The following is a 21,095-nucleotide window of genomic DNA, read 5'->3' on the forward strand; positions in this document are numbered from 1 at the left end:
CGCATACGATGGCTACACCACTGGCATCCGCGGCGCCGGCACGACGCGCCCGCAATCTCGCCGAGTACGTGGTCAATTACGTGACGGAGCAGATCGCGTCCAGCGCGCTCAAGCCGGGCGACAAACTGCCGACGGAATCGCAACTGATGGTCGCCCTGGGCGTGAGCCGCACCGTGATCCGCGAGGCCATTTCGCGTCTGCAGGCCGGCCGGATCATCGAAACGCGGCACGGCATCGGCAGCTTCGTGCTTGAACCGCCGCGCGAGAAACTCGGCATCGACATGGTGCCCGCCACCACGCTGCGCGACGTGTTGTCGATCCTCGAACTGCGTATCAGCCTCGAAACGGAATGTGCGGGTCTCGCGGCGCAACGCGCCAAATCCGACGACGTCGCGCGCATGCGCGCCGCGCTCGACGCAATCGAGGCAACGCGCCTGAACGGTCAGGACAGTGTCGACGCGGATCTCCAGTTTCATATTTCGGTCGCGCGCGCGACCGGCAACCGTTACTTCGTCGATATCCTCTCGCAGATGGGCAGCGCGCTCATTCCGCGCAACCGGCTCGACTCGGCCGGCATCGCGCATGCGGAGCCGGACGCTTACCTGTCGCTCGTGAACCTCGAACACGAAAGCATCCTCGAAGCGATCTCGCGTCACGACGCCGAAGGCGCACGCGCCGCGATGCGCATGCACCTGTCGAACAGCCGCGAACGCCTGAGGCGCGCGAACGAAACGACCGAAGCGAACGGCTGAACGGCTGATCCGTACAGCCGGTTCACGCGACCGGCGCAACACATCCAGAACATCCAGAAACCGGAAAGCAGATGGCCGGGAATGAATTGCTTCATTCCCGGCCATTTTTCATACCGCCAGCCAGACTGCGTAGTCGCCTAGCTGCGCGTGATTTCGCCGTCGCGACGACGCCACAGGTCGAGCGGATTGCCATCGGCGAGCGCCTGCGGCAACAGATCGACCGGGAAGTCCTGATAGCACACCGGGCGCAGGAAGCGCTCGATCGACGTCGTGCCGACCGACGTCACGCGGCTGTCCGACGTCGCCGGGAACGGACCACCGTGCACCATCGCGTGCGAAACCTCGACGCCCGTCGGGAAGCCGTTGATCAGGATCCGGCCTGCCTTGCGCTCGAGAACCGGCACCAGCTTTTTCGCTGCCGCCAGATCACTGCTGTCCATCTGCACGGTCGCCGTGAGCTGGCCGGCAAAGTGCTCGGCAACCGCCAGCATTTCCTGCTCGTCGCGGCAACGCACGATCGTCGAGGCGGGACCGAAGACTTCGTCCTCCAGTTCCGGCGTGGCGAGGAACGTCTGCGCATCGGTCACGAACAGCGCGGCACATGCCTGCGTCGGGCCCGTCGCTGCGGCGCCGTGCGCCACCGCTTCCACGCCCTTGAGCGCCGCCAGCTTGCCTTCGCCCTGCTCGTAAGCGGCATGGATGCCGGACGTCAGCATCGTCTGCGCGGGCTTCGCGTTCAGCGCCTGCGAAGCGGTTGCCACGAAGCCCTTGAGCGCGTCGCTATCGACGGCGATCGCGAGCCCCGGGTTCGTGCAGAACTGGCCCGCGCCAAGCACGAGCGAATCGACGAAACCGCGCGCGATGCTCTCGCCACGCGCCGACAGCGCGGCGGGCAGAAGGAACACCGGGTTGATGCTGCTCATTTCCGCATAGACCGGAATCGGTTCAGCGCGGGCCGCGGCGACACGCATCAGCGAAGTGCCGCCCGCACGCGAACCGGTGAAGCCCACGGCCTTGATTGCCGGATGCGCGACGAGCGCTTCGCCGACCAGACTGCCGGCGCCGACGATCATCGAGAACACGCCTTCGGGCAAATCCATTTCCTGCGCGACGCGTTGAATCACGCGACCGACCATCTCCGACGTGCCGAGGTGGGCGCGATGCGCCTTCACCACCACCGGGCAGCCGGCTGCCAGTGCGGCAGCGGTATCGCCACCGGCGACTGAAAACGCCAGCGGGAAATTGCTCGCGCCGAACACGGCGACGGGGCCGAGCGGAATCTTCTGCATGCGCAGGTCCGGGCGCGGCATCGGCTTGCGCTCCGGCAGCGGCGAATCAAGCGTCGCGGCGAGCCACTGGCCTGCCCGCACCACCTGTGCGAACAGCTTCAACTGGCCGGTCGTACGGCCACGCTCGCCTTCGAGACGCGCCTTCGGCAGACCGGATTCTTCATGCGCGCGCTGGATCAGCGCGTCGCCGAGTTCGGTAATGCCATCAGCGATGCGTTCGAGAAATTCGGCGCGCACCGCCAGCGGCAGTTGACGATAAGAATCGAACGCCTGCTGCGCGAGTTCGCACGCACGCGCGACGTCCGCAACCGTGCCCGTGCCGAAGACCGGCTCGGCGATCTCGGAGCCCGTGGCGGGATTGAATGCACGCAAAGGTTTTTCATTGCCGCGCACGGTTTGGCGGCCAATCAGCATTTCGCCGGTAATAGACATTTCGCTTTCCCTGGATGAAGACCCTAGATATCGGTCATCCTACAACATAACCGCCTACTGCCGCAACTTTCGTCGCCGCTTTCCCACTATTTCCCGGCGACGTTAAGAAATCGTAAGTGTGGTGAATTTACATCGGTCGAACCTAGATATACGACGACGTATAACCATGAGCAAACCGGCGCTCACGAAGAACATCGACCTGTGCAAGGCGCTGCAGACAGACGATGCGCGGTGGCCCTGGTGCGCCAACGTGGAGGCAGAAAAAAGAATGGAGCGAAGGGAATCCCCTTCGCTCCATCGCTGAAGCAGGCTGAAACGCCGCTTCAGATGCCCGCCGCCGGAATACGGCGGACGGGCCATTCATCGCGTAACGGCAATCCGGAGATCGCCGCCGGCACGTCAGCCAGTTAGAACTTGGTGATGATGCCCACGCCAACACCGACCTGGCTGCGCGACGACGACGGCGTGCCGTTCTGGCCGTCACCGATGCTGGCCGTCGCGTTGATGATGCCACCACCACCTGCGGCCAGCGTCTGACCATTGGCACGCTGGTAAGCCTCAAGCGCGTACAGACCCGTGCGCTTCGACAGGCTGTAGTACTGCGAGAGGTTGAACTGGTTGTAGCTCGCCGCACTCGTGATGCCGTTTGCTTCGGAGGCACGCGTGTAGCTGTAGCCGGCAGCCAGATCCAGCGTCGGAACCGGCTTGAAGTGCAGCACTGCGCCGGCCGTGTTGAAGACCGCTTCAGAGGTGAACCCCGACTGCGTCCCCGGGATGTATTGCACGTTCGAGTACGAGAACGAAACGTCCCATTGCTTGCTGAACGCGTAACCGCCCGTCACCGCGACACGCTGTTGCGCCTGCGCCGCCTGGTAGCCGGCGTTGATCGACGACACGGGAAGCGGGTTCGTCGTGGAATTTGCAGACCACGCACCGCCGCCATTGGTCGCGTTGTTGATACGCTGGAAGCCAGCCGCGATACCGAACGGACCGTTCAGGTACTGGACAGCGGCGCTCCACGTCGAGCCTGCGTCGAGGCTGCCCGCTACGCCGCCCACCGAATACGAACCGGCCACCTTCAGGCCGCGGAAACTCGGCGACTGATACACCAGCGAGTTGTTCACGCGGTACGTCGTATCGAGAGAGTCCAGATCGCCCGGATGCGCGCCGTAGGCACCGGTCAGCCACGTGGTCGGGCTGTACGGCGAGAGGAGCGTGTAGTACGCCGTGTACTGACGCCCAGCCGTGAACGCACCGTACATGGCATTGCTCAGGCCAACGAAGGCCTGGCGGTTGAACGCGAGACCGCTCGTCGACTGCGCGCCCGTTGCGCTGTTAAAACCTTCTTCCAACGTGAAGATCGCTGCCGTGCCGCCACCCAGATCTTCGCTGCCCTTCAAGCCAAAGCGGCTGCCAGCCCATATGCCGTTGATCATCTTGACGACGGAGTGGCCGCCACTCGTCGCACCGACCTTCGGCGCCGAGCTGCTCAAATAGCCGATGCCGGTATCGACGATCCCGTACAGCGTCACGCTGCTTTGCGCCTGTGCGCCAATCGCGAACAAACCCAGGGCCGAGGTTGCAATTACTCTTTTCATTTAGACTCCTCTGTAAAAATATTGTTGTTGCCTTTCCGCCGCAGCTGCACAACATCCCGTTCTGCGCGATCCGCGTTATTGGGCTTCATTCATGCCGTCCATCCCGGTGGCGGTAGCCGCTTCGTTCGTGCTGACCCTCCACCCGCGCATACCTTTCACACTTATTGCCGGTCTCTTCGTATTACCTGTCACCCGGCGGGACCCGTCAGCGGACGCGCGCCGGTTGCCGCGCACGTCTTGCGCTCCTTCCATCCGGGAAGCCGCTACCTTCGCGCCCACATCGGTACGCTGCGCGAGGCCGGCGCTGCCCGCGTGCGAGAAGCAGAGTCGCGCGGGGTTTTCGCGATTGACTGACGGCTTCGTCAGTGCGAAAAGCACTTGTTCAAATTCTGTCTTGTTGTACGACAACGTACTATCGATGAGGAATCCCGGAAATTCAATTAGGCACTTACCCCTATTTATCTCGCAGAAGTGCAAAAAAACAACGTTTCCTCAGCATCACGATCGTCACTTTTATTATGTGACGTCATACAACATGAGACGGTATTGGGATCCAATTTCCACGCCTCCCACCCCTTTCCCGGCGTCGGTCATGGCCACCCCGTTCACTGTGCGAAGCAGCTCCGCGGGTGGTTCACGGACGCACAACGCGACGACGAACCGGTCCCTTCGCGTGCGCTTGCCGGTGCCTTGAACGTCGCTCCAGAACCCCTGATTCCGGAGCGAAAAAGTCGATGTTGATGCAACCATAACGAAAGGCTTCGCAAACGTCGTGTGACACCTCGCTTTCATCCAGAAAGCCACACGGGGCGGGGTTTTGCGACGCACTTTACTTCGTCGTTCGTTAAGCGCAACGTGCAGCGTTGAGCGCCGCGTTGTCATTTTTCCCCGACGTTCACCTTCCCCGCACGCACGCGCCTGAGTCATGTGCGCCAATCGCCGGCGGCACTGAAATTGCTCACTCAACCGACGCCCCCCGATGCACGAAACAATGCTGTGTCGCGAGTCTGCATCGACCTTTCATGGAGCCAGCAGAACGTCATGTCCAGCCATCCAGACCGTCCGGATTCCGCCAGGGAATCGACCGACTCATCCACACGCCCCGACTCGACACCGCATCCGAACACGTCGCGACGGCGCTTCCTGCAATCGGCGGCGGCCGCCGCGACCGTTGGCGCCGCGCCACATGTGCGCGCGCAGCAGCAACCGGCCGCGCCGCCGCCCGCCGTCCGCACGCCCGTGCCCGCGCGCCCGGTCACGCTCAACATCAATGGCCGTGCGTACACGCTGCGTGTCGAACCACGCGTCACGCTGCTCGACGCGCTGCGCGAATACGCCGGCCTCATGGGCACGAAAAAAGGCTGCGACCGCGGTCAGTGCGGCGCGTGCACGGTGCTCGTCGAAGGACGGCGGATCAACGCGTGTCTTACGCTGGCCGTGATGCATGAAGGCGAAGCGATCACGACCGTCGAAGGTCTTGCGCGCAACAACGCGTTGAGCCCGATCCAGCTGGCCTTCGTCAAACACGACGCGTTCCAGTGCGGCTACTGCACGCCGGGGCAACTGTGCTCGGCGACCGCCCTGCTCGACGAGTTCAGGGCCGGCGCCGCCAGCACGGTCACCGCGAACGTGCGCCTGCGGCCGCCGCAACTGTCCGACGACGAGATCCGCGAGCGCATGAGCGGCAATATCTGTCGCTGTGGCGCGTATCCGAACATCGTCGCGGCGGTGCGCGCCGTGAACGACGGCATGGCCTGAGGAGATCGATCATGGAAGCGATTTCCTACGAACGCGCCAGCGACGTCGCCGGCGCCATCCGGTCCGCGCAACAGCCGGGAACGGCGTTCATCGGCGGCGGCACGAATCTGCTCGACCTGATGAAAGGCGGCGTCGCGCGGCCGGTGCGGCTCGTCGACATCACGCATATCCGCGGGCTCGATACCGTCGATCCATTGCCCAACGGCGGCCTGCGTATCGGCGCGCTCGTGCGCAACAGCGACGCGGCGAATCACGCGACGGTGCGAGCGCGCTATCCGCTGCTGACGCAGGCGCTCGTCGCGGGTGCATCGGCGCAGTTGCGCAATATGGCGACCGTCGGCGGCAATCTGATGCAGCGCACCCGCTGCTACTACTTCTACGATCCCGCGTTCGCTCAATGCAACAAGCGTGAGCCGGGCAGCGGGTGCGCCGCGATCGGCGGCCACACACGCATGCACGCGATTCTCGGCGCCAGTCCGCAATGCATCGCGGTGAACCCGTCGGACATGAGCGTGGCACTCGCCGCGCTCGATGCCGTGGTGCACGTGAACGGTCCGCGCGGTGAACGGACAATCGCCTTCGGCGATTTTCATCGTCTGCCGGGCGACCGGCCCGATCTCGACACGACATTGCAGCCCGGCGAACTCATTACGTCCGTCGACCTGCCGCCTCCGGTATACAGCGATCACGCGTACTACCTGAAGGTGCGCGACCGGGCGAGCTACGCGTTCGCGCTCGTCTCCGTCGCGGCGGCGTTGCAGATGGAGGGCGACACGGTGAGGAGCGCGCGCATCGCGCTTGGCGGCGTCGCGCACAAACCGTGGCGCGCGAGCGCGGCGGAGCAGATGCTCGCGGGACAACCGCTCACCGATGCGAACCTGCGGGCCGCCGCCGCGGCCGCGCTGCGTGACGCCAGGCCGCAACGCGACAACGCATTCAAGATCGAACTCGCGAAGCGGTCCATCGTTCGCGCGCTCAGGCTGGCCGCACAGCAGCCGGGAGGTGTCGCATGAACATGATCGGTCTTCCGCTCGACCGCACCGACGGTCTGCTGAAAGTCACCGGCGAAGCACGCTACGCCGCCGAATTCCCCGCCGCGCGACTCGCGCACGCGGTGCTCGTCACGAGCACGGTCGCGAGCGGCAGCATTACGTCGATCGATAGCGCGCGCGTGCAGTCGATGCCCGGCGTGATCCTCGTGATGACGTACCAGAACGCGATGAAGCTGCCCAACGGCGGCCGTCCGCCGCTCGCGCCGCCGGCGGGCCGTCATCTGTCGCTGCTGCAGGACAACCAGGTTCACTACAGCAACGAGCCGGTCGCGGTCGTCGTCGCGGAAACGCTCGAACAGGCCACCGACGCCGCCCGTCAGTTGCACATCACCTATCAGTCCGCGCCGGCGACGCTCGACTTCGCACGCGCGAAGTCCACCGCTCACGCGCCCGATAAACCGCAAGGCCGGCAAACCGACACGCTGCGCGGCAACATCGCCGCGGGCCTCGCCGGCGGCACAACGCGCATCGACGCGGTCTACACGACGCCGATGGAGCATCACAACCCGATGGAGCCGCACGCGACGCTCGCGATCTGGGACGGCCCGAACCTCACGCTGTACGACTCGACGCAAGGCGTCTCGGGCGCGAAGACGGCTGTCTCGAAGACGTTCGGCATCGGCGCGGACAACGTGCATGTGATCTCGCCGTTCATCGGCGGCGGCTTTGGCTGCAAGGGTTCGTCGTGGTCGCACGTGACGCTGTGCGCGATGGCGGCGAAGCAGACCGGAAGGCCGGTGCGGCTCGCGCTGGAGCGCCCGCAGATGTTCGGCCCGGTAGGCGGCCGGCCGATGACCGAGCAGCACTTCGTCATCGCGGCGCGCAGCGACGGCACGCTCACCGGCATGCGTCACGACACGTACGCGAACACGTCGGTTATCGAGGACTGGACGGAAACCTGCGCGATGGTCACGCGCATGCTGTACGCCGTGCCCAACCAGTCCACCACGCACCGGCTCGTGCCGTTGAACGTCGGCACGCCGACCTTCATGCGCGCGCCGGGCGAGACCACCGGTTCGTTCGCGCTCGAATCCGCGATGGACGAGCTCGCATGGGCGCTGAAGATGGACCCGGTCGCGCTGCGTCTGAAGAACTACGCCGAAGTCGATCCGCAGGAAAACAAGCCGTGGTCGAGCAAGGGCCTGCGCGAGTGCTACCGCCTCGGCGCGGAGAAGTTCGGCTGGTCGCGCCGCACGGCAACGCCGCGTTCGATGCGCGACGGCAACACGCTGATCGGCCTCGGGATGGCGACCGCCACGTATCCCGCGAATCGCAGCGCGGCCTCGGCGATCGCCCGCATCCTGCCGGACGGCACCGCGATGGTCGCCTCGGGCACGCAGGATATCGGCACCGGCACCTACACCGTCATGACCCAGGTCGCCGCCGACGCGATGGGTTTTTCGCCCGGCACCATCCGCTTCGCGCTCGGCGATTCCTCGCTGCCGCAGGCGCCGGTATCGGGCGGTTCGCAGTCGGTCGCGAGCGTGTCGCCCGCCGTGCGCGATGCCGCGACGCAGGTGCGCGGCAAGCTCGTCGCGATGGCGCTTGCCGATCCGGCTTCTCCCGTGCACGGCGCGACGCCCGACGAAGTCACCGTCGAGAATGGCTGGGTAATCAGCATGAAGGACGCGGCGCGGCGCGACCCGGCCGGCGCGATCCTCGCGCGCGCGGGCGGCCAGCCGATCGAGGCGCAGGCGAGCGTCAAACCCGGCGACGAAAAGCAGAAGTTCTCGTTTCACTCGTTCGGCGCGGTGTTCGCGGAAGTCCATGTCGATGCCGACCTCGGGACGATTCGCGTCGCGCGGATCACCTCGGTGTATGGCGTCGGGCGGCTGCTCAACGCGAAGACCGCGCACAGCCAGCTGATGGGCGGCATCGTCTGGGGCATCGGCGCCGCGCTCGAGGAAAAGACCGATCTGGACACCCGTCACGGCCGCTTCGTGAACGCCAATCTCGCGGAATATCACGTGCCGGTGAACGCCGACATCAATGCGATCGATATCAGCTTTATCGACGAAGTCGATCCGCACATCAACTCGCTCGGCACGAAGGGAATTGGCGAAATCGGCATCACGGGCGTACCGGCGGCGATCGCGAATGCGGTTTTTCACGCGACAGGCGTGCGTGTGCGCGATTTGCCCATTACGCTCGACAAGGTAATCATGGGTTCCACGCAGGCGTGACGTGTCGTTTCATGCGCAGCGCAGAGCGCGCATGAAACGACGCTGAAGCGCATTGACACGCGGTCATGTCCGAAAGGTATGACCGCGCTTTTTTTGGGGTACATGGAATCGTGCGTCGTCCCGGACGCATTCGCCGCCATCCCTGCTTGCCTGATGGCGGGTTGCGCCGCACAATCGGACCATCTCCTCTCCCCGGTGCCTCCCATGGCTTACGCGTCGTCCGCCACTGGCGTGCTGCTGGCCGCAGGTTATGGGTCGCGCTTCGACCCGGAGGGCATTCGCAACAAGCTGCTCGCGCGTCTGCCCGATGGCCGGCCGGTCGCGTACGAGGCCGCGCACCGTCTGCTGATGATCGTGCCGCGCGTGCTCGCCGTCGTGCGGCCCGGGTCCGACGCGCTCGCGCGCGTGCTGAACGACGCGGGCTGCGAAGTGGTGTTCTCGCGCGACGCCGAACGCGGCATGGGCGCGAGCCTCGCGGCCGCCGTCGAGGCGAGCCGCGATGCCGAGGGCTGGATCGTGTCGCTCGCCGACATGCCGCGCATCGCGATCTCGACCGTCGAGGCCGTGGCCCGCAAGCTCGATGAAGGCGCCACGCTCGTCGCGCCGTTCTACAACGGCGAGCGCGGGCATCCCGCGGGATTCGGCGCCGGGCATTTCGATGCGCTCGTCGCGCTCGACGGCGATACCGGCGCGCGCGAGCTCTTCAGGCGGCACGAGGTCACGCGGCTGGACGTCGACGATCCCGGCATTCTGCGCGACGTGGATACGCCGGACGATCTGCTGGGGCTGGCTTGATCGATGCCTGATCCAGGCTTGTGTGACTGGCCCGGCGCGTACCTGATCCGCGCGCCGTCGCCGCTCACGCGGTCACACAAGCTTCGCCGATCAGGTCTAAGCTGAACGGAGCCGTCTGACGAGCACGCGCATAACCCGCTTCGACGCTGGCTGCGCATCACGCACGAGGCCATGAGCGAAACCAGTCCGCGTCTTTTCATTGTGTCCCCGCATTTCGACGACGCCGTATTCAGTTGCGGCGCGCTCCTGGCGGCACATCCCGATGCTGCCGTCGGTACGGTGTTCGCCGCGGCGCCCGGGCACGAGATGCGTACCGAATGGGACACCCGGTCCGGCTTCGGCAGCGCCCGCGAAGCGATTCACGCCCGCACGATCGAGGACAACAACGCGCTCGCCGCGCTCGAAGCGATTCCCGTGCGCATGCCGTTTCTCGACGGCCAGTACCTCGATTCGCCGTCGGTCGGCACGCTCGCGGCGGCGCTCGAAGAGATCATCTACGGCTCGACGGCCAATACGCTGCTGATGCCGGTCGGCCTTTTTCACAGCGATCACGAACTCGTCTCGGACGCATGCTGTGAAGTGCTGCCGCGGCTCGCGCATCTTGCATGGTTCGCTTATGAGGAAGCGATTCACCGACGCCAGCCGGGCGTCGTCGAAGCACGGCTCGAAGAACTCGCGCGACGCGGCATCGTCGCGACGCCCGCGCATCCGGACACGCTGCATACGATCGATCCGGCGCGCCAGGCCATCGTCAAGCGCCACGCGGTCAACGCGTACGCCAGCCAGTTGCGGGCGTTCGGCCCGCATGGCTGCGACGACGTATTCGCGCCGGAACGTTACTGGCAGTTGAACATGACGCACAGACCGGCGCGTCATGCGAGGAAATGAGTGCCGCCGCACGAGAAGCGCCTGCAGGCAGCCTGCGTTTAGCCTACGCTAGACAGGATGTCCTGCGATCGGCGGGCGGCACGGCCACCGCGAGCGTTGGACGCCTTCCTGACACGAGGTAAGGTATGACGTATCAGATGCAGACCAACCCGGTTCCCGATCCGCTCGCGGACCCGACACGCGACCCTGAAGGCGACCCGCTCGCGCCGCCTTCGCCAGGACACAACGACGAACCGCAGCATCCCGACGGCCCGCCCAGCAAGGATCCGGTGACGGACCCACGCTGAGCCGGCCAGGTCCAGGTTGAGCCAGCCCGGGATGCCACGACTGACTCGACGAACCGGTCAGCGGGCCAGTTCAGCGAAACCTTGCAACAGACGGTCGATGTCGGCCGGATGGATGTTGCCCATCGTCGAGATGCGGAACAGTTCCGCCGACAGGCCGCCCTGCCCCGCGTAGATCACGAAACCGCGCGCCTTCAGCGCATCGTGCAGTTGCGGGTACGTGACGCCCGCGGGCAGCCGGTACGCGCGCAACACCACCGACGACTGCGCCGGCGGCACCGCGCTTTCGATCCCGAGCGCGGCGAGCCCCGCGCGCGCCTGTTCGGCGAGCGCCGCGTAGCGCGCGTGACGCGCGGTCCAGCCGCCTTCGTCCTCGAGTTCGCGCAGCGCCTCGACGAGTGCGTAATACGCATGCACCGAAGGCGTGAACGGCGTGTTGCGCTGGTCCTGAAGTTTCGCGAGACGCCCGAGGTCGAGATAGAACGTGCGGCTTGCCGCGTTCGCGAGCGCCGCGCGGCGCACCATCACGAACGAAGCGCCCGGCACGCCATGCACGCATTTGTTCGCGGTGGCCGCGACGGCGTCGATGCCGCCGTCGACGAAGTCGATCGCTTCGGCGGCGAAGCTGCTCACGCCGTCGACCAGCAGACGGATGCCGCGCTGCTGGCAGAGCGCGCCGAGCGCCGCGAGGTCGTTCAGGCGGCCCGTCGTCGTTTCGTGATGGATCACGGCGACGTGCGTGAAGCCGCGATCGCCGTCGAGGCACGCGGCGACGCGCCCGAGATCCGGCGCCTCCATCCAGTCGTGCTTCAACGCTTCATGCGCGATGCGGTACTGGTTCGCGATCTGCGTGATGCGCTCGCCGTACACGCCGTTTTCGATGATCAGCAGCTTGCCGTTTTCCGGCACGAGCGCCGCGATCATGCTTTCGACGGCCGCCGTGCCCGAGCCCGTCATCAATACGGCCTGCCATTGCGACGGGTCGAGGTCGTACAGCTTCACGAGACGCGTGCGCGCCTCTTCCTGCAGATCGAAGAATTCGCTCTCGCGATGGCACAGGTCGGTTTGCAGCAGGCTCCGGCGCACGCGTTCGGTCAGCGTGACAGGGCCGGGATTGAGCAGCAGCATCAATGCACTCCTTGATCCGTGCCGATGTGGCGCATCAGGCGCGTCTTCACATCGGGCGGGGTGATGGTGGGACGCGGCAGGCCGTCGGGCGTGCCGCGCCTGATCGACACGCGCACGAAGCGCGTGCCGTCCTGCGCGGGTGCGGAACCGAGCACCTCGTCGATCAATGCGAGATCGTCGCCTTCGACGGCCGACGCGTAGCCGCACGCCGCCGCGACACCCGCGAACGACACAGCTGGCGACACGGTCGCCTGACCGCCGGTCGAATCGTGCGCGCCGTTATCGAGCAGCACGTGCGTGAGGTTCGACGGACCATACGCGCCGAGCGTCGCGAAGACGCCCATGCGCATCAGCGCGGCACCGTCGCCGTCGAGCGCGACCACTTTCAGGTCCGGACGCGCGAGCGCGAGACCCAGTGCGAACGGCGTCAGGCAACCCATCGAGCCGACCATGTAGAGCTGGTTCGGGCGGTCGTCGATGGCGTAGAGTTCGCGGCCGCAGAAGCCGGTCGATGCCAGCACGACAGTCGAATCGACCGGTGTGTGCGCGATCACGCGCTGCAACGCGTCATGGCGCGACGGCAACGCGTCCCGCTGCACGCCGGCCGGCACGGAACGCGCTGCACGCGGCGCGCGCGCGGCAGGTGCCGCACTCTGCTTCAGCTCGTAAGGCGCGACGCTGCCCTTTTGCATCACGAGCGCGTACGGGCGGCCCGTTTCGTCCATATGGGCGATCGCGCGGTCGAGGGCCGGCCCGATGGCGTCGCTTTCAGTCGGGAACGTCTCCCACGGAATGTCCATCGTGTCGAGCATGGCCGGCGTGACCGGCCCCATCAGCGCGTGCTGCGGTTCATCGGGCACGCCGGGCTGGCCGCGCCACGTCACGATCAGCAGTTGCGGCAGCCGGAACGTCCACGTCAGCGACGTGAGCGGACTCACCGCATTACCAAGACCGGAGTTCTGCATCATCGTGACGCCGCGCCGGCCGTTCTTCGCGCCCAGCGTCACGCCCGCGATCAGCGCAACCGCGTCGCCTTCATTGGCCGCCGACACGTAATGCAGCGACGGATCCTGCACCACGTAGTTGATGAACGGCGTCAGATACGAACACGGCACGCCCGCGTACCAGTCGAAGCCGCGTTCGCGCGCCGCCTCGACAAATTGCGCGGCTTCGATCATCACGCCTCCCCGCCGCTCGTGCCGCCGACGGCGAACGGCGTCTGCGCGTGCGCGAAATCGCCTGCGCGACGGAAGTCATCGAGATCGTTCACACCGCGCCAGTGGCCGTGCACGTACTGCACTTCGATCTGTTCGCCCGCTTCGACGAGCGCGTTCAAAAGCGCCGGCATGTCGAGCGTGTCGAAATCCTTTTGTTCACGCAGCTTCGCGACGACGGCCTTCAGACGCTCACGCCCTGCGCCGCGCACGTTCAGCAGTCCCACCCAGCGGCCATCGGGTTTTTGCGCATCTTTCTGTTCGCTGGATACGCGCTTCAGCAACACCTTGTTGCCGAAGAGACCCCGATCGTCGGCCGCCGAGCACCATGCGAAGTCGCGCACGCTGCTGTTTTCGGTCTGCGTCAGCGACGAATCGACCACCACGCTGAAGTCCGCTTCGCTCTCGACCAGATCTCGCAGGATGTAGCTGCGAAACAGCAGGTCGCCGTACGAAATCACCGTATCGGTTTGCAGGCCGTCGATCGCGCAGGCGAGCGATGCCAGTTCGCCCGTTTGCGCATGACGTTCGTTGACGACGAGCTTCACGCCTGCCGTGTCGATGGCGTCGGCGCGATAGCCGCCCACCACCGTGATGTCGTTCACGCCCTGCTTCTTGAACGCGTCGACGAGCCAGCGCAACAGCGGCTTGCCCGCGACCGGCAGCATGACCTTCGGACGGTCGGTCGTCACCGCTTCGAGGCCCGCGCCGCGGCTCGCGGCCAGCACCACCGCCGCGCCCGACGCGCGCGAGGCCGACAGGTAGCGCTTTTCGGCTTCCGAGTATTCGTCGGCGTCCTGCAGACGGAAGATTTCGTTGACCGGCGCGATGCGGTCCTCGACGTCGACGAGCGTCTCGTGCGTGTAGATCTCTTTCGCGACCGCCTGCATCGCCGTCGTCGCCGAGCGGATCAGGTGGTTCGCCCAGATCACCGTGCTGATGCCCGCCTTGCGGAACACTTCGGTCGGCGTGCTGTAGTACTTCGTCGGCACGATCACGAGCGGACCACGGCCCGCCCATTCGCGCGCGAATTCGAGAATCTCGTCGGGGCGCGACAGCTTGCTGTGAATCAGGATCGCGTCGGCGCCGGCCTGACGGTACGCCTCCGCGCGACGCAGCGCTTCGTCCATGCCCCAGCCCGCGATCAGCGCCTCGACGCGCGCGACGATCGAGAAATCGTCGTCGGTCTGCGAATCCTTGCCGGCCTTGATCTTGCCGCAGAACTCATCCATTTCCGCGAGCGGCTGGCGCTCGCCGTTGATGAAGCTGTTGGTCTTCGGAAACTGCTTGTCCTCGATACAGACACCCGCGACGCCGCGCTGCTCCAGCTTGCGCACGAGACGGCGCACGTTGTTGAAGTTGCCGTAGCCAGTGTCGCCGTCGAGCAGGATCGGCAGATCGCTCGCATCGGCCATGAATTCGAGCGTGTCGACCACCTGGGTCCAGCTCGCTTCGTTGTTGTCACGCACGCCGTATTGCGCCGAGATGGCGAGGCCCGACGCCCAGATGCCGCGAAAGCCCGCTTCACGCACGATGCGGGCCGACAGGCCGTTGTGGGCTTCCATCAGGAATTCGAGCTCGTTGCCCACCAGCATCTGGCGCAAGCGTGCGCTGCGCGAAGCGGTCAGGAATTGGGGATCTCTTGCATTCATCGTGTGACTCCTACAGTCCTCTGAAGGCGCGGCTGGATTTCATTGCCGGCACGCGCCACATCGTTGGGAAAACCGGTTTCGATCCACAGCGCGCAGATGGCGTCCGCGATATCGAAGGGGAATGGCCTGGGTGACCGCCTGAACAACGGCTTTCGGGCGGCAGACCGTGCAACGCCTCTTCATGCTGCATGTTCGAGCGGCCGCTGGAGGCGCAGGCCGAGCCCCGCGGCAAGAGTAATGGCTCGCATGAGTTTTCCGGCATGAAAGGAAATCGGGTTTAAAAGAATGGGCAAAAAAGCCCGCGTCCCATCCGCTTTTTTATTCGCCACGATCAATCGCCTGCTGACGATATAACGCGATGTCTCGCGAACTGAAAGTGGCGACTATAAACGAAATAAAACGGCGCTGTCTTCCGGCTGCGAGCCTTATGGCAATTGATGGAGTTGCGGTGAAAATTGTGTAATTTTTATGTGCATCATGTGGCATATTCTGGCGATATTAGTCGAATAAAACCGCGCATGATTAAACCGGATTTCGATTATCCAGCTTCAGCAGGTATTCGAAGAGTTTAATGTCGCGTAGTGCGCAAAACTGCATTTCACCTCGCCGGATAATTTCGATATTTGTCTGCTTATTACGGGTTTCCCCTTCCTGCGCCGCACCACACGCGGTGCCGTAAACGCGAACATGGCATCGCCTCTCTGCCCGCTTTGTCCGCTTTGCCAGCCTCTCAATCCAGCCTGCTCCGACCGACGGAAAACGCGTACACCATGCAGAAGATGACCCTCAATAAAAAGCTCGGCTCGATGATCGCCGTACTCTGGATCGGTCTGATCCTGATCGGCGCGTTCGGCGCGATCCAGAATCGCGAGTCGATGATTACCGACCGCCGCGACCAGTTGACGTCTCTCGTCCAGCAGGCCAACAGCATCGTCAATCATTACTACACCCTTTCGCAGCAGCACACGATCACCGAAGACGAAGCCAAAAAGCAGGCGCTCGCCACCGTCGCCGCGATGCGTTATGGCACGGACGGTTATCTGTCGATCAACGATTCGCAGCCCGTGATGCTGATGCATCCGATCAAGCCGGAACTGGTCGGCAAGAATCTCGGCCAGTTCGCCGACCCGGCGGGCAACCATCTGTTCCTCGACATCGTCAAGGCCGGCGGTTCCGCCCAGGGCGGCTTCGTCGACTATCTGTGGTCGAAGCCCGGCAGCCAGGCACCGGTCGCGAAGACAAGCTACGTGTTTCGCTTCGCGCCGTGGGACTGGTTCATCGTGACCGGCATGTATATGGACGACGTGCAGTCCGCGTTCTACGTGAACCTGCTGCGCTGGATGCTGATCACGGCCGTGCTCGGCGGTGTCGCGACAATCGTGATGATGCTCGTGCTGCGCAGCGTGCGGCGCACGCTCGGCGGCGACCTGGAAGTGGCCGTCGAAGCCGCGCAGCGCATGGCGCACGGCGATCTCGCGACGACCGTGCCGGTGCTCAGCCATAAAGACCACAGCAGCCTGCTGTTCGCGCTGCATACGATGCAGAACGGTCTCGTCGAGACGGTTTCGCGCGTGCGCACCGGTACCGACAACATCAACGTCGGCGCAACGGAAATCGCCGCCGGCAACACCGACCTCTCGCAGCGCACCGAAGAACAGGCCGCCGCGCTCGTGCAGACCGCGTCGAGCATGGACGAGATGACGGCCAACGTGAAGCACAACGCCGACAACGCGATGCAGGCCGCGGAACTGGCCGGCCAGGCAGCGGATGTCGCGAAGCGCGGCAGCAAGGTCGTCGAGGATGTGGTGCGCACGATGGGCGAGATCACCAGCAGCTCGCGGCAGATCGGCGACATCATCGGCGTGATCGACGGCATCGCGTTCCAGACCAACATCCTCGCGCTGAACGCAGCCGTCGAGGCAGCACGCGCCGGCGAACAGGGACGCGGCTTCGCCGTCGTGGCCGCCGAAGTGCGCAGCCTCGCGCAACGCTCGGCCACGGCCGCGAAGGAAATCAAGGCGCTGATCGAAACGTCGACGGATACGGTGAAAGAAGGCGCGTCGCTCGTGACGAACGCCGGTTCGACGATGACGGAGATCGTGCAGTCGGTGCGTCGCGTGAACGAGATTCTCGAGGAAATCAGTAACGCGTCGCGCGAGCAGAGCGCGGGCATCGAGCAGGTCAATCGCGCGGTGGGTGAAATGGATCAGGTGACGCAACAGAACGCCGCGCTCGTGGAGGAGGCTGCAGCCGCCGCGCATTCGTTGAAGGATCAGGTCGGCGCGTTGCGCGAAGCGATCGCGAGCTTCTCGCTGCCGGCCTGAGCGCAGGGCAGGATAAAAAAGAAGGCGCCCGGAGATCGGCAGCGCCTCGCAAACACGCCGCGTCGGGGACGACGCAGTGATAGAACGAATCGCCCGGCCGGGCTTTTAAAGCAGATTACGGCCGGGCATTTTCTTTTTTGCGGAGCCGCTTTCCAGGCGCCGCTTCTTCCGGGACGGCGTTCGCCGGTCCCACCCTTTTCCGCATCGTGCTGGCATCGATATTACGATCTCATTACAATCGGTGCGATGAACTCAAAGCACACTCCGCCGCGCCGCGATCCGCATGCGGGCACACCGCAGAATCCGCTCCTCGCCTCGCGTCTGCCGATGTGGCGCTCGAAGCTGGTCCTCCTGATCATCTTCGTTGCGTTTGCCTCGCTGGTGGGGCGCGCGTTCTGGATTCAGGTCGCGAACCAGGACTTCTATATCGAGCAGGGGCAAAAGCGCTATCAGCGCACGATCGAACTCGACGCCACGCGCGGGCGTATCGTCGACCGGCATGGCGCGATGCTCGCCGTAAGTCTCGCGACCTTCGAGATCTGGGCCACGCCGCGGCTCATCAAGGAGGCCGCATTCGCGCCGCTCGCGAAGCTGATCGACATACCGGTTCCCGAGCTGCGGCGACGTCTCACCGCCGACCGGCAGTTCGTGCTGCTCAAGCGCCAGGTCGACGTCGATACCGCCGAAAAGATCGACCGGCTCGGACTTGCGGGCCTGACGCAGATCGCCGACACGAAGCGCTTCTATCCCGAAGGCGAATCGGCAGCGCACGTGGTGGGCTTCACGGACATCGAGGACAAGGGCCAGGAAGGCATCGAACTCGCCGCCGACGCGTGGCTGAGCGGCGCACCGGGCGAGCGCGAAGTGATCCGCGACCGGCTTGGCCGCGTGGTGTCCGAGACACGGCCGCTCGTACCGGCGCAGAACGGCGCGACAGTCCAGCTGACGATCGACCGGCGCATCCAGCAACTCGCCTACGCGCAGTTGCGCGCGGCCGTCGAAAAACACGGCGCGCAGGCCGGCAGCGTCGTCGTGCTCGACGCGCGCAACGGCGAAGTGCTCGCGCTCGCGAACTGGCCCACGTTCGACCCGAACGACCGCACGCGCCTGACCGGCCGGCAGTTGCGCAACCGCGCGGTCGTCGACACGTTCGAGCCGGGTTCGACGATCAAGCCGCTCGTCGTCGCGTTATCGATCGATGAAGGCAAGGTGCGCCCGCAAACGCTCATCGATACGGCGCCAGGCAGTTACCGGATCGGGCCGAACGTGATTCACGACACATCCGATCACGGCCGGATGACGGTTGCCGAGGCGGTACAGAAGTCGAGCAACATCGCGCTCGCGAAACTCGCGCTGAACCTGCCGGCGGAAACGATCTGGACGAAGTACCAGGAATACGGGCTTGGCCAGCCGCCCGCACTGACGTTTCCCGGCGTCGCGGCGGGCAAGGTGCGGCCCTACAAACGCTGGCGGCCCATCGAGCAGGCGACGATGGCATACGGCTATGGACTCTCCGCATCGCTTCTGCAGATCGCGCAGGTCTATACCGCCTACGCGGGCGACGGCACGCTACATCCGGCCACGCTGCTGCTCGATCACGCGCAGCCTGGCATCGACGCCGCGCCGCGCAGCCCGGGCCATCGCGTGACGAAGCCCGCGACGGCGGCGTCGATCCGTTCGATGCTGGAAATGGCGACGGGGCCTGGCGGCACCGGCCGCGCGGCGGCAATCGAAGGCTATCGGGTGGGCGGCAAGACCGGCACGGCGCGCAAGCAGGTCGGCGCGAGTTACGCGAAGAACCGCTATCGCGCGCTCTTTGTCGGGATGGCGCCGATGAGCGATCCACGGCTGATCGTCGCCGTCATGATCGACGATCCGGCTGGCCGTGCGTTTTATGGCGGCACCGTGGCAGGTCCGGTGTTTTCGTCGGTGACCGGTGGCGCGCTGCAACTGCTCGGCGTGCCGCCTGATGCGTAATGTGTGCCGCGTTCCTCTGGCTTAACGCACAGGCGCATCCAGCGTATTGCCGGGGAGCGCCCGCACGCGATTGCGCCCATTGCGCTTGGCGAGATACATCGCGCGGTCGGCTTCGTCGATCAGCGTTACGCCAAGCGTCGACGGATCGTCGCGGCGTTTGCTGGTGCGCGCCGACACGCCGATCGACACCGTCAGTCCGATTCGTGTGCCGCTGTCGTCGAGCAGTTCGAGCGTCGATACCGCCTGACGCACACGCTCGGCCACGACCATCGCATCTTTCAGATCGCCTTGCAGCAACGCGGCGAACTCTTCCCCGCCGTAACGCGCGAGTGTGTCGCCGAGCCGCACCTGTTGCCGCACGCAGGCGGCGACGAGCACGAGCGCGCGGTCGCCCGTCGGATGACCGTGCCCGTCGTTGATCTGCTTGAAGCCATCGATGTCGATGAAAAGACACGCGACCGGCAGCGCATAGCGCGCCGCGCGCGTGGTTTCCTCGCGCAGGCGCTCGTCGAAATAGCGGCGGTTCGCGAGACCCGTCAACGGATCTGTCATGCCGAGCTGCTTGAGCCGCTCGCGGTGCGCGACGTTATCGAGGCTTGCGTTGACGATCGTCGCGAAGCGTTCGAGGATGTCGGTCGCCATGCCTTCCGCAAAGCGCCCTGCGTTGTCGCTACCAAGGCAAAGGTAGCCCATCGCGCGGCCGGCGGTCGTGAGCGGCAATACGATCGCGCTGGCGGCGGACGTCTGGCCCTCGAAGAACGCGTTGCGTGCCGTTTCGCCCATTTCCCGCGCCTTGCCGAGCCACGGGCGACCGCCCTGACACAGTTGCGCACCCGCCTCGCCGATATGGCGCGCGGTTTTCAGCTGATGGCTGGCAGGACGGTACGGCGCTTCCGGCGAAAGCAGTTCATGCAGCATCGGCGCGCGGTCGTCGAGCCAGAGCAGGACGCCTGTCAGCGTGAATTCGCGCGGCAGACGGGTGAACAGCGTGTCGAGGAAAGACCGGAAGTCCTGCGCGCCGATCAGATGCAGCTCCACGTCCTGGAAGCGGCGAAGCGTGCGCTCGTTGTGCTGAACGGTGTCGATCAGCGCGCGAAGGCGATCGGAAAGCGGCGTTTGGGCGAGATTCGTCACGTTATCGGTTGGGCGGGCAGGGCGAGGCATGCACATCGGCCTCATCTGTAATGTTATCGGCCGATTTTTCCGGGGCTTGAGCCCTTTTGCGGTGGGGATGGGCGAACGCGATGGCGATCTTTTCCGGACGCTGTCGACAGGTTCCTTCGCGCCATGCTGCGTATTTTCGGTCAAGACGTAATGGCGAACCCCGACGATATGGAAGTTCTGTCGGTCCTCCTCTATTTCTGCATCGCGCTGATCATCGTCGGGTTCGCCGTGTCCGGATTGAATATTCTGTTCAGGCGGCGTTGCGCGACGTGGCGCGGTTATCGCCAGAACTGACCGGTTGGCGTCGCGCGCGATCTCTCGTCTGCGTCGCCCGCAACGGCTGCCATGCGCAACGACAGGTTTCTCATTTTTGCCGCTCCCTGTCGAGGTCGAGATTACGCTCCGCAGCCACCAGCCTCACTGGGTCGGTCTTCTTCCATTGCGCTTTCGGAACCAGTACCGACCACTCGGCATGCGACGCATCGGGCTGGTCGCGAGCGAACGCGCGTCCCGCCTCGTGCAGGTAGCGCATCTCGGCGTCGAAATATCCCAGGAACGGGTTTCCGTCTTCGTGCTGGAACGATTTCCATGGTGCCGTCATGGCT

18 protein-coding genes are annotated in these 21,095 nt (G+C 65.1%); 10 read left to right on the plus strand and 8 right to left on the minus strand.

The features are described 5' to 3' along the window. Positions 1-8 precede the first annotated feature (8 nt). Positions 9-752 (plus strand): FadR/GntR family transcriptional regulator, encoded by a 744-nt coding sequence (locus tag LPA37_RS08255; RefSeq protein ID WP_229012230.1) that lies wholly within the window; start codon positions 9-11, stop codon positions 750-752. A 137-nt stretch (positions 753-889) separates the two neighbouring features. On the opposite strand, the gene LPA37_RS08260 is transcribed toward LPA37_RS08255, so the two are convergent. Together LPA37_RS08260 and LPA37_RS08265 are read right to left on the minus strand one after the other, a co-directional pair. Beyond that, the gene (locus LPA37_RS08260) at positions 890-2,473 is read right to left on the minus strand and encodes an aldehyde dehydrogenase (NADP(+)) (protein ID WP_229012231.1); all 1,584 of its coding nucleotides are present in this window, start codon (positions 2,471-2,473) and stop codon (positions 890-892) included. Positions 2,474-2,880: 407 nt separating this feature from the next. Beyond that, on the minus strand, positions 2,881-4,071 hold the full coding sequence (locus LPA37_RS08265) for a porin (RefSeq protein WP_229012232.1): 1,191 nt from the start codon (positions 4,069-4,071) through the stop codon (positions 2,881-2,883). Between the two features lie 1,041 nt (positions 4,072-5,112). Here LPA37_RS08265 and LPA37_RS08270 point away from each other — a divergent pair. The 6 genes from LPA37_RS08270 (at position 5,113) to LPA37_RS08295 (ending at position 11,034) form a co-directional block, all read left to right on the plus strand. Continuing rightward, positions 5,113-5,829: a (2Fe-2S)-binding protein gene (locus LPA37_RS08270; RefSeq protein ID WP_229012233.1), complete on the plus strand. Its 717-nt coding sequence runs from the start codon at positions 5,113-5,115 to the stop codon at positions 5,827-5,829. 11 nt (positions 5,830-5,840) lie between these two features. Next, positions 5,841-6,842, plus strand: coding sequence for an FAD binding domain-containing protein (locus tag LPA37_RS08275; RefSeq protein ID WP_228981095.1), 1,002 nt, complete (start codon positions 5,841-5,843; stop codon positions 6,840-6,842). Beyond that, positions 6,839-9,064, plus strand: a complete 2,226-nt coding sequence (locus tag LPA37_RS08280) for a xanthine dehydrogenase family protein molybdopterin-binding subunit (RefSeq protein WP_229012234.1) — start codon at positions 6,839-6,841, stop codon at positions 9,062-9,064. The genes LPA37_RS08275 and LPA37_RS08280 overlap by 4 nt, the downstream gene beginning before the upstream one ends. A gap of 204 nt (positions 9,065-9,268) precedes the next feature. Then, complete coding sequence (locus LPA37_RS08285; protein ID WP_228981091.1) at positions 9,269-9,859, plus strand: nucleotidyltransferase family protein; 591 nt, start codon at positions 9,269-9,271, stop codon at positions 9,857-9,859. A gap of 171 nt (positions 9,860-10,030) precedes the next feature. Next, a complete protein-coding gene (locus tag LPA37_RS08290) occupies positions 10,031-10,747 on the plus strand; it encodes a PIG-L family deacetylase (protein ID WP_228981089.1) in 717 nt (238 codons plus the stop codon). A 125-nt stretch (positions 10,748-10,872) separates the two neighbouring features. After that, complete coding sequence (locus LPA37_RS08295; RefSeq protein WP_228981087.1) at positions 10,873-11,034, plus strand: hypothetical protein; 162 nt, start codon at positions 10,873-10,875, stop codon at positions 11,032-11,034. Positions 11,035-11,091: 57 nt separating this feature from the next. Here the strand turns inward: LPA37_RS08295 and LPA37_RS08300 are convergent, their stop codons facing one another. The 4 genes from LPA37_RS08300 to LPA37_RS08315 form a co-directional block, all read right to left on the minus strand. Further along, positions 11,092-12,159, minus strand: coding sequence for a 2-aminoethylphosphonate aminotransferase (locus LPA37_RS08300; protein ID WP_229012235.1), 1,068 nt, complete (start codon positions 12,157-12,159; stop codon positions 11,092-11,094). After that, positions 12,159-13,337, minus strand: a complete 1,179-nt coding sequence (aepY, locus tag LPA37_RS08305; protein ID WP_229012236.1) for a phosphonopyruvate decarboxylase — start codon at positions 13,335-13,337, stop codon at positions 12,159-12,161. Before aepY ends, LPA37_RS08300 begins: the two co-directional genes overlap by 1 nt. Beyond that, positions 13,337-15,025: a phosphoenolpyruvate mutase gene (gene aepX / locus LPA37_RS08310; RefSeq protein ID WP_229012237.1), complete on the minus strand. Its 1,689-nt coding sequence runs from the start codon at positions 15,023-15,025 to the stop codon at positions 13,337-13,339. Before aepX ends, aepY begins: the two co-directional genes overlap by 1 nt. A gap of 179 nt (positions 15,026-15,204) precedes the next feature. Next, the gene (locus tag LPA37_RS08315; RefSeq protein ID WP_229012238.1) at positions 15,205-15,354 is read right to left on the minus strand and encodes a hypothetical protein; all 150 of its coding nucleotides are present in this window, start codon (positions 15,352-15,354) and stop codon (positions 15,205-15,207) included. A 450-nt stretch (positions 15,355-15,804) separates the two neighbouring features. Here LPA37_RS08315 and LPA37_RS08320 point away from each other — a divergent pair, with 450 nt between their 5' ends. Further along, on the plus strand, positions 15,805-17,349 hold the full coding sequence (locus LPA37_RS08320) for a methyl-accepting chemotaxis protein (protein ID WP_228981175.1): 1,545 nt from the start codon (positions 15,805-15,807) through the stop codon (positions 17,347-17,349). Positions 17,350-17,595: 246 nt separating this feature from the next. After that, positions 17,596-19,326 (plus strand): peptidoglycan D,D-transpeptidase FtsI family protein, encoded by a 1,731-nt coding sequence (locus tag LPA37_RS08325; RefSeq protein WP_229012239.1) that lies wholly within the window; start codon positions 17,596-17,598, stop codon positions 19,324-19,326. Between the two features lie 21 nt (positions 19,327-19,347). Here the strand turns inward: LPA37_RS08325 and LPA37_RS08330 are convergent, their stop codons facing one another. Further along, positions 19,348-20,460 carry a GGDEF domain-containing protein gene (locus LPA37_RS08330; protein ID WP_229012240.1) on the minus strand — a complete coding sequence of 371 codons (1,113 nt, stop codon included), beginning with the start codon at positions 20,458-20,460 and terminating at the stop codon, positions 19,348-19,350. 153 nt (positions 20,461-20,613) lie between these two features. On the opposite strand from LPA37_RS08330, the gene LPA37_RS08335 reads away from it, so the two are divergent. Next, positions 20,614-20,784, plus strand: a complete 171-nt coding sequence (locus LPA37_RS08335; protein WP_229012241.1) for a hypothetical protein — start codon at positions 20,614-20,616, stop codon at positions 20,782-20,784. Between the two features lie 70 nt (positions 20,785-20,854). On the opposite strand, the gene LPA37_RS08340 is transcribed toward LPA37_RS08335, so the two are convergent. After that, positions 20,855-21,091 (minus strand): type VI secretion system baseplate subunit TssF, encoded by a 237-nt coding sequence (locus LPA37_RS08340; protein ID WP_229012242.1) that lies wholly within the window; start codon positions 21,089-21,091, stop codon positions 20,855-20,857. Between the last annotated feature and the right edge of the window lie 4 nt (positions 21,092-21,095).

Origin of the sequence: Paraburkholderia gardini (assembly GCF_907164545.1) — a bacterium.
Taxonomy (GTDB): Bacteria; Pseudomonadota; Gammaproteobacteria; order Burkholderiales; family Burkholderiaceae; genus Paraburkholderia; species Paraburkholderia gardini.